This window comes from Paraburkholderia sp. 40, assembly GCF_050434105.1.
GTDB lineage: Bacteria > Pseudomonadota > Gammaproteobacteria > Burkholderiales > Burkholderiaceae > Paraburkholderia > Paraburkholderia tuberum.
The window spans coordinates 1,234,044-1,247,144 of sequence record NZ_JBNPVY010000003.1 but is presented as its reverse complement, the minus strand read 5'-3'; the positions used below and the strand labels follow the sequence as shown (position 1 = coordinate 1,247,144).

The window sequence follows — 13,101 nt, the reverse complement described above, 5'->3', positions numbered from 1 at the left end:
CGACCGGATTGGGTCGATCCCGGCCTCTCGTTGCCACTGCGAAAAGCACGCCGCTCGCTCAACATACGCAATCACCGATCCAGGCACGACGCCGATAGCCACGTCGGTCCCGCCGATGCCCGGTCTTTCTGGCCTAAGATATTTCAAAGGAGCATCCGTGCGAGGGGCATCATGAAAGCACTTATCGTTGCTGCGACATTGGCGGCTGGCTGTTCCATCACCTACGCGCAGACTTACCCGCAGGGAGCGCTGGCTGACCAAAACATGGGGGCCTATAGAGCGCAATTGGAAGCGCAGAAGCAACAGATCGAACTCCAGAACGAACAACTCCAATTACTGAAACAACAGCGCGACCTGGATTTGCTGAGGCAGCAGCGCGAACTGAATTCGCTGAGACAACAGCGCCAATTTGACTTGCTCAGACAGAAGCGCTAGTGAAGTTGACCCGCGAAAACGGACACCTATGCTTTTGATCAGGAGGTGTCGAAAATGGGCAGGCATCGTACCCCATACCCTGTGGAATTCCGGGCTCACATGGTCGAGCTGGTTAAGGCCGGAAGAACGCCTGAGGATCTGGCGCGCGAGTTCGAGCCGACCGAACAGACGATCAACAACTGGGTCGCGCAGGCCGATCGCGATGCGGGTGTGCGTCACGACGGGCTGACCACGGCCGAGCGGCAGGAACTCACACGGTTGCGTCGCGAGAACCGGCAACTGAAGATGGAAAGGGACATTCTCTCGCAGGCCGCGGCCTGGTTCGCGAGGGAGACGGGAGCCGTTCCGCCGAAGGGCGGTACGGATTCATGAGAGCGAACCGGGCCAGGTGGCCCATTGCCACGATGGCACGGCTGCTCAGGGTCTCCGCGAGCGGCTACTACGCATGGCTGGTGCGTGAGCCATCGAAACGCTCGTGTAGCGATGCGCAACTGCTCGAGCGCATCCGCACGCTGCATGCGAATTCACGCGGCACATATGGGGCGCCACGTATCCATGCGCAGCTCGCGTGGGAAGGCGTGCATGTGGGATGCAAGCGGGTCGCACGTCTGATGCACCTGGCCGGCCTGCATGGTGCGAGCCGGCGGCGCTGGCCACACACCACGCGGCAACGCGCGGGGGCTCGGCGCGCTCCGGATCTGGTGCGTCGGCACTTCTGCGCGGAGGCGACAAACATGCTGTGGGTGGCGGACGCCACCTACATCCCGACTGGCGAGGGGTTTCTGTATCTGGCCGTAGTCCTCGACGTGTTCAGTCGCCGAATTGTAGGCTGGGCGATGTCAAGCCATCTGTACACCGAACTGATGCTGCGCGCACTCGATATGGCGTTGCTGCAGCGACGCCACGAGGGCGTAATTCTACATTCGGACCAGGGATGCCAATACACCTCTATTGCATTCGGACGGCGCTGCCGCGAAGCCGGTGTGCAACCGTCGATGGGGACGGCCGGCGACGCGTACGACAACGCGATGTGCGAATCGTTCTTCGGCACGCTTGAAGCGGAGCTACTCTCGCGAGAACTCTTTGCGACTCGTGAACAGGCCCGGCAACGCATCTTCTGGTTCCTGGAGGGCTGGTACAACGTACGCCGCTTACACAGCGGCATTGGCTATCGTTCGCCGCTTGAATTCGAAAACCTCAACGTTAAAAGGCAAACCGTATCGCCTTGCGGGTTGTCCACCGGCGGGCAGCGTCATGGTCGTGAGAGGCGACCCGCCGCCCGCCCGTGGACAACCCGCGACTCAACACTCAACGGAGGTTAGATCGCATCAAATCGCAGGCTGCAAATCCGTCCGTCGAACCGGGTCAACCTCACTAGATCGCTGTGAGGCGCGGCACACGCCTCAAGATCCGGCTGAGGCGACTCCCGGCCATGCAGGGACATTGGGGAGTGTCTCGACGCGGACGCTCGAACGTCTCTTTCGCATTCGAGAGCAGACACGACGTCGGAGCATACGCAGAGGAGCGGTCGTAATGTGCCATCCGTAACCGACCAGCAGCGGCACGTCCGCGACGCCGATGTGCCGCCGTAGACGGCGGCTGGGGGAATTGAGTTGGCCACTGCCGCTACCACGCGAAGGCGCAATAGAAGGGCAGGCCCGCAAACAGGCGTGGGAAGGCGTGGGAAACCGTAACGGACAGTCGATGCTGGATCGCATTGCCGCACAATCAGTCATCCTTATGTTAAGCGTCTAGCCTGCGCCAATTAAAAAATCGACAATACCTGCCGACTATTTGCCGCCTCGAAGAGGCCACAAACCGCCTTGTCTTAGCTCGACTCAGCAGCTATGTTTAACTATCCGATTGACCTCTTTGCTCGTCCGTCAGACCGCCGCACAGAAAGGTAACGCTTCTCGACGGCGGCAGGAGAGACGCATCGCACCGATCGCACCGATCGCACCGGAAGCGGCGACCGCATTTCCCGTACCACTCTGCTCGCTGGCCCGCCCCGGATGAGCTTCGCGTCAATCAATGGCACGTGGAACGTCCCTTCCTTGGAGGACGCGAAGACCGCAGGCACCCGGGGCCGACTGACCGCGTCACCGACAAAAGGAGATATCAAATGCGCAAATCGCTTGTGGCTGCTTTACTCGGTTTGAGCGTAACGTCACTCTCATACGGTGGCGATGGCGACCGCTCCGACGGCCGGGAAAATGGCGAACGTGGAGAGCATCGCGTCCTGAAGGTCTTCGACGCTCAAGGAAAGAGTGTCGGGCCACTGGTCTCGGTCTCGAGCCCTCCCCGGACGGCCGGCGTCGTTCTCAACATTAACGGAGCCACCATTCTGGTACCGATTCAGCGGGCGTCCAACAGCGGTGGTCAGATTTCTGCCTCCCAGTATGAATGGGCTGGCGACTTCAACCCTGCTAAATATCCAACTTCGGACTGCAGTGGGGTTCCTGTTATTGATGACATATTCGCGAAATTGAGACCCTCCTCAGTCGTTAGACAGGGTGCTGACGCGACGGTATACGTGGCACCCGACACTTACTCAATGGACGTCACCTTGAGGTCGTCATTGGTTAACGGCGATTGCGTTTCATCTTCGCCCTTTCCCTTTAATGTACCAGGCTGGCAGGCGGAAAGCACCTACTCGCTCACGCAGAACAATCCGGAGCCGCTGACAATTCATTATTGATCGCTGTTGATAAAATTTGTGTCGGCAAGACTGCAAGTTCCCCGGGGCCGTCTGATCGCGTCGCCGATATAGGAGATGTGAAATGCTCAAATCGCTTGTGGCTGGTTTGCTCGCTTTAAGTGTGACGTCACTGTCATACGGTCACGATGGCAGCCGCGCCGATGGCCGGGAAACGGGCGAACGAGGTGACCATCGTGCCCTGAAGGTCTTCGACGCTCAAGGAAAGAGTGTCGGGCCACTGGTCGCCGCGGGCTCGGCGGCAGGCGTCGTTCTCGATGTTAACGGAGCCACCATTCTTGTACCGATTCGACGGGTATCCGACAGCGGTAGCCAGATTACTGCGTCCCAATATAAGTGGTCGGGCAAATTCTCCGATGACATCAGTTTTTATTCGAGTACTGACTGCAGTGGGCCCCCGTTAATCATTGGCGATATAACGGAGACATTGAGGCCCTCAGTAGTCGTTAGACAGGGTGTTGACGCAACGGTGTACATCGCGCCCGACACCTACTCAGCGGATATCACTGCCCTGACGTATCGGGCAGGGTCCCCGGCCCAATGCTACCCCAGGGTGCCCCCCTCCATCAGTGATAAAGGTTGGATTCCCGAAAGCGCCTACTCGCTCACGCAGAATTACCCTGAGCCGCTGACAATTCATGATTGAGCGCCCGTTCATAAAGCGCCTTGTGTCAGCTTGACTCAGCACCTATCGCTAACCATCTGGCACAGCCACTCTTTCGACTCGTACATCGGACTGGCGCGCCGGAAGGTAGCACTACTCGACGGCGGCAAGGAGCACGGACCTTAGGGCCGCCTACCCCGTCACCGCCAAGGGAGATTTCAAATGCGCAAATCGCTTGTGGCTGTTTTGCTCGCTTCGGGTATAACGTCACTGTCGTACGGAGGTGATGGCAACCGCTCCGACGGCCCGGAAGCCGGCAAACAAGGGGAACATCGCGTCCTGAAGGTCTTCGACGCAACAGGAAAGAATGTCGGGCCAGTGGTCACACTCGGTTTTTTCCCGGGCGTCGTTCTGCATGTTAGCGGAGCGACCATTCTTGTACCGATTTCGCGGCCGTTTGACAGCGGGGGCCAGTATCCTGCATCCCAGTATCAATGGGGGTGGTTGGCATCATCCCTTGGATATCCGACTACGGACTGCAGTGGCCCTCCGGTCGTTCCTGCGGGCGGCGATGCATCGGACATATTAAGGCCTTCGATAGTCGTGAGAGAGGGTGCTGACGCGACGGCGTACGTGGCGCCCGATACCCACACAACGGATGTCACTCTTCGGTCGTACGTAGCACACGGCAAGTGCGCGCCTGACACCAGTCGTCCCGACCGACTCCACATGGTAAAAGGCTGGTATGCCGAAAGCACCTACTCGCTCACGCAGAACTACCCGGAGCCGCTGACAATTCATTATTGAGCGACCCATTGTTTCGTCCAAGCGGCCAGCCTGGGGCGCTCCCTTTGGTCCCCATCAAGATGTCGCGGAGCACTTCCTAATAGCGCGAGGTTCTCGTGAAGAACGCGTAATCATGCGAATCCCGAACGCACAACTGACACGGCCGCCGGGAATGCCCGGGTTTGCTGCGCGGGTAGTCAACCACGCGAATGTCTGTTGTACATTGGAAGCGGCATTTGTCGTCTCGATGAGACGACGGGCCGAAGTGGGTCGGGATTTGCCTTTTGCATGAGAGCTGCGCAGGAGGAAACCCCCGCGTTCATTCATCGGGCGCTGGTCGGCCAGAAGTGGACTCTGCCCGTTCGAATCAACCTGCCAGGAAGCGGACGCCCTGTCAGCGGCCACTACACTGGAGCGTCGCGGCGCTTCGGCGACACCGCTTGCGCCAGACCCGCTGCTACTGCTGCTGCAGGGCGATGACGCCGTCGACGGTCCACACATTGCCCAGATGAAACTGCCGTCCCGGTCGCTGAGGCGCGGGGTGCACGCCGTGCCCTTGAAGCAACTGCCACTTACCCCACCCGGAGGCGGTCTGGTCCTCAGAGAGACCTAACTGAAGCACGAACCGCAGCGTCTGGTTGACGTTCATCATGTAGTTCGGGTTCAGCCTGCCAGGCGCATAGATCAGCACCGACTGGAAAAATTCGCCTGGCTGCGGCGCCACTTCACGCCGCCTGAAAGCGACCAGTTCGCACCATGGCGCTGACCGTGCGCCTGGTCCGTCACGCAGTCACGTCGTATCCACCGGCAAAGTGCGCGTCGTGATGACCAATTTACTCGACAGCGCACGCTATCCGGCCTGCCAGTTTGGCGATCTCTACCATCAGCGCTGGCGAATAGAAGAAGCGTACAAGCGTCTCAAGCACCGCTTGAACCTCGAGCATGTTTCGGGACTATCACAACGGGCGGTGGTACAAGATCTCGCCGCCAAAGTGCTGTGCGACAACCTGCAGCCAGTGACCACGGACGCAAGCGCGTGGCGCGCCTGATGCGCCTTGCCGGTCTGTGCGGCGTAAGGCGGCGGCGCTGGCCCGCACCACGCGGCAGCACCCGGGTGCGCGGCGCGCGCCCGAACCGGTGCGCCGGCAATTCAGCGCCGAAGCACCCAACGTACGGTGGATGGCGGACGCCACCTATGTCCTGACTGGCGCAGGATTGCTTACGAAATAAGTTTAATCAAACGCGAAGATCTTCGCGTCCAGCGAACTGCTACATAACTCCTTAAAGAAGGCAGGACTGTCATGAAAAACGCGAAGCTTAATCCTAACAACGAAGGATCCGGCGCAATTTCGGCGAAGCATTTTTCGTTCCTATCCTATCTGTTCGCCGCCGTCTTTTTAGGTGCCTGGATGTCCGTCGCGTCCGGGCAGTCAGTTGGACAGCCTTTATCTCCAGAAGTCACCGACTTAGCTCCTGCCGCGACGGCATCTCCGATCAATACGTTGGCGGCCACGTCCGCGAACGTGTTGACCTATCATGGCGACACGAATCGTACTGGTTGGAATTCGAGCGAGACGACCCTTACCCCTTCCAACGTCAGAGCCGGTTCGTTCGGCGTCGCGCATGCAATCAAGCTCGGCGACCCAGTGAACGACTGGGTCGACGCGCAGCCATTGGTTGTTTCAGCGTTGAGCGTAAACGGGACAACGCAGGATGTCGTATACGTCGCCACCGGAGCCAACAACATTTACGCCTACTCGGCTTCCACCGGCAAGCTGCTCCTCCAACGGAACCTCGGGACTCCGGTACCGCGATCGAGGCTTCCCGGCGGCTGTGGCAACAACGGCCCCACCGTGGGAATCAACTCCACGCCGGTGATCGATCTGGGCACCCACACGCTATATGTGGTCTCGTTCAAGCTGGTAGGCGGCACGCCGAGCTATTGGCTCCACGCTCTTGACATCACCACCTTGGCTGACAAAGCGGGTTCTCCGACCTCGGTCTCGGCTTCGCATACCCTGACGAACGGCACGACCCACCATTTCGCCGCACAGTTCAGCCGCCAGCGTGCCGGTCTTCTTCTGGCGAACGGAAACGTCTACGCCGCTTTCGGCAGCTTTTGCGACATACGCGCCGATGAGTCGAGAGGCTGGTTGTTGGGATGGAAGGCGAGCACGCTGTCACCGCTGCCTGCGAATCAGTTGATGGACAAGCTGTCGACTTCACCCAACACCTTTTTTCTGTCATCCATCTGGATGTCCGGGTATGGCATTGCCGCAGGTCCGTCGGGGGTGCTGTACGCTGTCACCGGGAACTCAGACCCGTCTGGTACGACCTACGCTCCTCCAAACAACATCCAGGAAAGCGTGGTGAGGCTCTCTGCCGACTTGACCACCTTGCAGGACTATTTCACCCCTTCAGGTACACCTAATGGTGTCGCATTGCTAGATGAAACGGACGACGATTTCGGTGCCGGTGGGGCCATGGTTATACCGGACATCCCTGGACAATCGGCTTCTACGCTCGTTGCCGGCGGAAAGCGCGGCCGTCTGTACCTCATCGACCGGGCCGCGATGGGTCACAACGACTCCGGCAGAGCGCGTTCCATCGCCGATTTCGGTTCCTGCTGGTGCGGCCCATCGTATTTTATGGGATCGGACGGCGTCCGCCGCGTTGTCAGCAGCGGCGGCAGAAGCATCAAACTATGGAAGGTTCCGGCAACGGCGACGCTGCAACTGGAAAAATCGTTTTCTAGCATCCAATCCGGCCAGGATGGTGGCTTTTTCACGACGATTTCATCGAACGGCACAACATCCGGGTCCGCGATCATCTGGGCCGTCGGTCGCCCCACCTCCACTACTGCGCCGGCCAACGTGACGCTATACGCCTTCGACGCCTCAGGTGGCACAACACCGATCTTCTCGTCCGTCGCCGGCTCCTGGCCTCACGGCGCCAACGCCAACATCGTGCCCACTGTCGCCAACGGCAAGGTCTTTGTGGCCAGCTTCGCAGCCCTGAACATCTTCGCTCCGGGCGGGACGCTCGCTCCGGTCGTAGTCCCGCCCCCGGCTACTCCGCCAGGACCTCTGCCCAGCCAAATCTACGGAATTGTCACTTCGGTAGGCACGTTGCAAATAACCATCCAACCTCAGACTGGAGCCCCTGTGCTCGTTGACACTTCGGCTGCCGAGCAGGCTCACCTGAGCGTTCCGCTCGTGGTCGGAAAGGCCGTCCACGTCTTCGGCCCATTCAGCAGTGGAGCGTGGCACGCGGAAACAATTCTTCGTGCCAAGGACGACCCTGAATCTTGGGTGCCCACGAACTGACGTCTTTGCCAATTCCAGTTTGTGCCGAAACCGATTGGCGCTAATGGAAGAACTGCTGCAATCGGTTTCAATCTGAACGAGGCAAAGACTGGTGGTCACCATTTACATAAGGGCTAGCCCTAGCTTCGCACGTGATGCCGGCTGCTGTCGACACCGGGCATGAAATTTCGCCGGGCCGCCGGCGCAACGCTGTTCCAACCGCTGTTTCAACCGAAGGAGAAAGCACGTATGCAATGGACGACTCCGAGCTACACCGACGTACGCCTCGGTTTTGAAATCGTGATGTATGTCGCTACGCGTTAAGCCCGCAACCGGGCCGCACGCCGCGGCCCCTTGCGGTTTCGGTTTGTGTTTGACCTCTGCTTCGAAAAGACATTTCGCAAGCACAAGCGCCCGGTGGGCAGGAGTTGGCGCATGGATGAAAGTTATATCAAGGTCAAAGGCCCGGGTTGAGTCGTAATCGCTGTCGGCCTCAACCCGCTCGATAAAACTGAATCCGCCGACGTGTGCTCAAAGATTTGGCGAAAATCCCAGATTGATATTGTCTCGCCGCGTGGCTATAACACTCGAGCATCCCGTCCCAGCACCACTCATCGTTGCCCGGCACAGATAAACGATGGGCTTCTCCAATCCTTCTTTTCATTGAAGGACCTGCTCTCCGCGTGGCAAGAAACCGCATTTTGGCCGTGGTGTGGTTGCCTGTCGTCGAGGACATTAACTCGTTTTCCTACGGAGAGATTCACCGAAGCGGCCAGGTGTTGATGGTGTTCATTATCTGGTGAAATCGAATCAACGTCGTTCTAATGATTAGGAAAACACAATGGATATCGAAATTGATGGAGTGCTTAAGGCGGCGAAGGTCAAGGCGTCTGCTTGCGCCATTGTATGTGTGCTCGGCTGGTCTACGTTAGGCCACGCGGCAACGTGGACAAAGCTGACGAATGCTGCACCCAGTGGAGTGGGGACCATGGTGCTGTTGACGGACGGCACAGTCATGGTGCAGGGAAATCCTTACGACACCTGGTTGCGCCTGAGCCCCTCCGCTACCGGAAGCTATGTGGACGGCACTTGGTCCGCTTTGGCGCCGATGAGCAAGGCGCGTCTGTATTTTGCGTTGAATGTGTTACCGAGCGGCAAGGTCTGGGTTCTTGGCGGCGAATATAGCGGCACCCCACTCCAGCAGAACATAACGAACACGGGCGAGTTGTACGATCCGCTGGCCAATACGTGGGCTCCCGTAACGGACTTTCCGGAGCAGTACTTTGGAGATGATCCTTCGATGTTGCTACCGAACGGGAAAATCCTCGCCGGGTCGATTTTCACAAACCAAACCTACCTTTACGATATCGCATCGAATTCGTGGTCGTTTGCGGGATCCAAGGTTTATCCAGATCGCAGCGACGAGGAGACCTGGGTCAAGATGGTCCGCGGTAAAGTACTTACCTACGACCTTTTCGAAAGCGTCGCGCAGAATGGTCAATATGCCGAGACCTACGATCCCACCACGCATACGTGGTCGAGCATCAGTCCGAGCGACGGCTCTGCACGCGGGACCATTCCAGCCCTGAGCAGCGCCGCAATCGGATACGAGCTTGGCCCGTTCCTGAAAATTCGTGGCAATGGAGTTCAGGGGCAGATCTTTGGTATCGGTGCGACCGGGCATACCGCTCTGTACTCACCCTCGACCAACACGTGGGCACCCGGCCCGGATGTCTTTGGTTCGCTTGCCGGCAAATCGGTTCTTTTTGGTTCTGACGATGCACCCGGCGCGGTGATACCGAGCGGCCATGTCGTCTTTGCTGCGGACGCCGGGCCCACAAGCGGTTTGTTCAGTCCTCCGACGCAACTGTTTGATTACGACCCAGTCGCAAATTCGATTACGCCTCTGTCGCCGAGCATTCCTGATTCTAACCTTGGCAGCATTGCGGCATTTATCACAAGGCTGCTGGTGTTGCCGAACGGCCAGATACTCTTCTCTGACTCGTCGCGCCAACTCTGGGTATACAGCCCGGATGGCGCTCCACAGCGATCATGGGTGCCCGTTTTTTCGAACGTCAAGTACAGCGGCGCAGGGGTTTTCACGTTGCACGGCGTCCGCATGAATGGCCAATCCGCGGGATCAAGCTACGGCGACGATGTTGAATCGGATGAAAACTACCCCATCGTTCGCCTCCAGGACGCGGCGGGCCACGTGTATTACGGAAGGACCACGAATTGGGCCAAGACAGGCGTCGGTCAGGGTGCGAACGAGGAGACGGTCGATTTCACTCTGAAGACAGGCATGGTACCCGGAAACTATTCGATTATCGTGAGCGGCGCGGGAATCTCATCCACGCCGCGGTGCGTCACGATCACGAGCGATCAGATCAAGGGAGTCGGTGGGGCATCAAACGCCGCCATTACGTGCCACGGTAACTGAGGGTTACACCCGAATCCGGGACGCCTGCGGCCTTCGCCCGCTGACCGCAGGCCGCTCCGGGCACGCGAGCTCGCCGATAATGCCGGATTGGGCAGCAGGTTGCCGACCAACCTTGGGCGAGCCGCCAAAAGTGACGTCTCCTGGGGCATAGTAATGACCGCTCCAGAACAAAAGCCGTCCACTACACGTCAGTGGGTCGACCGACGGCTACAGGGTCGACTTGCGGCGGTGGTCGTCGGCCCGGGGTTACTAGCACGACGCGGTTGTCTTGGCGTCGATGTAGGCGAGCTTCACCCATGCGAACGCCTGCGGGCCGATCAGTTCCTCGGAGCAGCCTGTGTAGGCGCAGAGCTCAAAGTCATCCATCGCGGTATGGCCGCGCTCGTCCGGTTCGAGCGGTACGGCTTCCAGCAGGTTTTCGAGCAGCTGGACGGGTTTCTGATAACACATGGCACAGTCCTCCGAGGTTCGATACGTTCGGTCAGCATTTGCGATTCCTGCGACGCGTACGCTCGACGTCTGGACGTGTTCCGGCTACCCGTAATCGGCGCGAACGCTTGTCGCGTAAGGCTTTGCGGCGTCTGTGTTAAAATATACTTTCGCGGTCAACGAGCAAGCTGGTCGAGAAGTACGACGTCGACGCGAGCGGCAAGTCGGCGGGGGGCGGCGAGTATCCGCTGCAGGACGGCTTTGGCTGGACCAATGGCGTGCTGCGCGTGCTGATGCAGCTCTATCCGGATGCGGTGAGTTCGACGAAGCCGGCCGATCTGCCTGGCGGTGCGGTGGGGGTGTCGGATGCGGCGGCATCGGCGGCGGCCGCGCCGCAGACGTCGCACAGCACGTCGCCCGCGGGCCACTAGTTGCAAAGGAGGCGCGCAGCCAGGCCCGCGCGTTCCGAAGAGGTAGTAGCGATACCAGGATGATGGGTTGACTGCCTGGCGGCGGCGCAGCCCGTTACGATGCTTTGGATAGCTCGAACAGACCCTCGTCACCCTGGAAAGCCTCGAAGATGAATCGCAAGCTCGACGTACCATCGGCCGAACCGGTGCCGCCGCAGGCGCAGGCCACGGCGACAGCCAAGGCCGCCCCGCCGGCCGGCGATGAAGCCGCCGCGCATTGGCAGCGCAATCTGTGCGTGTGCGTGTTCGGCTCGTTCACGACCATCGTCGCGATGACGCTGCTGCTGCCGTTCCTGCCGCTCTATGTCGAACAGCTCGGCGTAAAGGATCATGCGGCGATCGTGCAGTGGTCCGGCGCCGCGTTCGGCGCGACCTTCTTCAGCGCCGCGCTCGTCGCGCCCCTGTGGGGCAAGCTCGCGGACCTCTACGGCCGCAAGCTGATGCTGATCCGCTCGAGCCTCGGCATGGCGGTCGCGATGTCGCTGATCGGCATGGCGCACTCGGCGTGGCAGCTGGTCGCGTTGCGGCTGCTCGCCGGGTTGCTCGGCGGCTATGCGTCGGGCTCGATGATCCTCGTCGCGACGCAGACGCCGAAGGCGCGTTCGGGCTGGGCGCTCGGCGTGCTCTCGTCGGGGATCATGGCGGGCAATCTGGTCGGCCCGCTGATCGGCGGCTTCCTGCCGCCGTTGATCGGCATCCGCGCGACCTTTTGGGCCTCGGGCGCGGCGATCTTCGTCGCGTTTCTCGCGACGGCGTTTCTGATTCGCGAAATGCCGGTTCGCAAGCGCGCGGACAGCGCGCCGAAGCAGGGCGCGTGGGCCTCGGTGGACGACAAGGGGCCGGCCATCGCGATGCTTGCCACGGGTCTGCTGCTGATGGTCGCGAATATGTCGATCGAGCCGATCATCACCGTCTACGTCGCCCAGCTCACGAAGCCTCAAAGCGTGACGATGATCGCGGGCTTCGTGATGTCGGGCGCGGCGCTCGGCAGCGTGATCTCGTCGTCGCGTCTCGGCAAGTTCGCCGATCGCGCGGGGCACTGGAATGTGATCGTCGGCTGCCTCGCCGTATCGGCGGTGTTGCTCGTTCCGCAGGCGTTCGTCACCGCGAGCTGGCAGCTGATCGTGCTGCGTTTCCTGATGGGGATGGCACTGGGCGGGCTGTTGCCGTGCATCGCGAGCGTGATCCGCCATAACGTGCCGGCGAGCGTGACGGGCGCGATCCTTGGGTACTCGGTGTCGTCGCAATACGCGGGGCAGGTGGCCGGCCCGTTGCTGGGCGGTTTCGTCGGCGGACACGTCGGCATGCGCGCGGTGTTTCTCGGCACCAGCGTGCTGATGGCGCTCGGCGCGCTCGCGAACTGGCGCGTGAAGTCGGGCAGGGCACGGGCAGCGGTGGCGCGCTGATACAAGCCACCTCGACGGTCAACGCGTTTGCCATTCCGGCGCAAACACCTTTCCACTGGGCGAGCGGCACGAGTACGTCGGGATGGGGCTGGAAATATCCGGGCCGTCTCGGCGACAGTCCCGTGATCGGCGCGGGTTCCTATGCCGATAGCCGTTACGGCGCCAGCGCCTGCACGGGCGCGGGCGAGATGACGATCCGCGCCGGCACGGCGCGCGCGGTGGTGCTCTACATGAAAATGGGGATGAGCGTCGAGCGCGCGGTCAGCGAAGCGGTCGACGATATGCGCGCGCTCAAGGGCGGCTTGATCAGCCGCGTGACGATCCACGCGATCGATGCCGCGGGCAATCACCGCGTGGTGGCGGTCAATGGCTTGCCGGGCAATCACTACTGGGTGTGGACGCCAGCCATGGCGCAGCCGGAGCGCCGTGCTTGCGAGCTGATCCAGATCTCGGAGGGTGAGCCGCAGAGCAAGCGGATTGCGATGCAGGTTTATACCGACGTGTGAGGGT

The 13,101-nt window shown here is 60.4% G+C and carries 10 protein-coding genes and 3 pseudogenes; 11 read left to right on the top strand and 2 right to left on the bottom strand.

Annotated features, from left to right (window positions below; genetic code table 11):
* Window positions 1-171 precede the first annotated feature (171 nt).
* From OKW28_RS21300 to OKW28_RS21290, 3 genes and pseudogenes are all read left to right on the top strand, one after another.
* Window positions 172-435, top strand: a complete 264-nt coding sequence (locus OKW28_RS21300) for a hypothetical protein (protein WP_429448597.1) — start codon at window positions 172-174, stop codon at window positions 433-435.
* A 54-nt stretch (window positions 436-489) separates the two neighbouring features.
* Window positions 490-1,628: pseudogene (locus tag OKW28_RS21295) on the top strand (IS3 family transposase); the annotation flags it as partial.
* Between the two features lie 929 nt (window positions 1,629-2,557).
* A complete protein-coding gene (locus tag OKW28_RS21290; protein WP_429448596.1) occupies window positions 2,558-3,133 on the top strand; it encodes a hypothetical protein in 576 nt (191 codons plus the stop codon).
* A gap of 1,865 nt (window positions 3,134-4,998) precedes the next feature.
* Here OKW28_RS21290 and OKW28_RS21285 read toward each other — a convergent pair.
* Entirely contained in the window at window positions 4,999-5,265 is a 267-nt protein-coding gene (locus OKW28_RS21285; RefSeq protein WP_429448594.1) for a hypothetical protein, read from the bottom strand.
* 88 nt (window positions 5,266-5,353) lie between these two features.
* Between OKW28_RS21285 and OKW28_RS21280 the strand changes: the two genes are divergently transcribed.
* The 5 genes and pseudogenes from OKW28_RS21280 to OKW28_RS21260 all read left to right on the top strand — a co-directional run bounded on the left by OKW28_RS21280 (window position 5,354) and on the right by OKW28_RS21260 (window position 10,286).
* Window positions 5,354-5,590 (top strand): transposase, encoded by a 237-nt coding sequence (locus OKW28_RS21280; RefSeq protein ID WP_429448592.1) that lies wholly within the window; start codon window positions 5,354-5,356, stop codon window positions 5,588-5,590.
* A gap of 252 nt (window positions 5,591-5,842) precedes the next feature.
* Entirely contained in the window at window positions 5,843-7,867 is a 2,025-nt protein-coding gene (locus tag OKW28_RS21275) for a hypothetical protein (RefSeq protein WP_429448590.1), read from the top strand.
* Between the two features lie 159 nt (window positions 7,868-8,026).
* Window positions 8,027-8,170 (top strand): pyrroloquinoline quinone precursor peptide PqqA, encoded by a 144-nt coding sequence (pqqA, locus tag OKW28_RS21270; protein ID WP_429448588.1) that lies wholly within the window; start codon window positions 8,027-8,029, stop codon window positions 8,168-8,170.
* 60 nt (window positions 8,171-8,230) lie between these two features.
* A pseudogene (locus OKW28_RS21265) lies at window positions 8,231-8,311 on the top strand (IS6 family transposase); the annotation flags it as partial.
* A gap of 376 nt (window positions 8,312-8,687) precedes the next feature.
* Window positions 8,688-10,286, top strand: coding sequence for a hypothetical protein (locus OKW28_RS21260; RefSeq protein ID WP_429448586.1), 1,599 nt, complete (start codon window positions 8,688-8,690; stop codon window positions 10,284-10,286).
* Window positions 10,287-10,535: 249 nt separating this feature from the next.
* Here the strand turns inward: OKW28_RS21260 and OKW28_RS21255 are convergent, their stop codons facing one another.
* Window positions 10,536-10,736, bottom strand: coding sequence for a hypothetical protein (locus tag OKW28_RS21255; protein WP_429448585.1), 201 nt, complete (start codon window positions 10,734-10,736; stop codon window positions 10,536-10,538).
* Between the two features lie 158 nt (window positions 10,737-10,894).
* On the opposite strand from OKW28_RS21255, the pseudogene OKW28_RS21250 reads away from it, so the two are divergent.
* The 3 genes and pseudogenes from OKW28_RS21250 to OKW28_RS21240 form a co-directional block, all read left to right on the top strand.
* Window positions 10,895-11,146 (top strand): annotated as a pseudogene (locus tag OKW28_RS21250) (trehalase family glycosidase); the annotation flags it as partial.
* 149 nt (window positions 11,147-11,295) lie between these two features.
* Window positions 11,296-12,591 (top strand): MFS transporter, encoded by a 1,296-nt coding sequence (locus tag OKW28_RS21245; RefSeq protein WP_187615676.1) that lies wholly within the window; start codon window positions 11,296-11,298, stop codon window positions 12,589-12,591.
* Window positions 12,546-13,097, top strand: a complete 552-nt coding sequence (locus tag OKW28_RS21240) for an isoaspartyl peptidase/L-asparaginase (RefSeq protein WP_429448831.1) — start codon at window positions 12,546-12,548, stop codon at window positions 13,095-13,097. The genes OKW28_RS21245 and OKW28_RS21240 overlap by 46 nt, the downstream gene beginning before the upstream one ends.
* The last annotated feature ends 4 nt before the right edge of the window (window positions 13,098-13,101 follow it).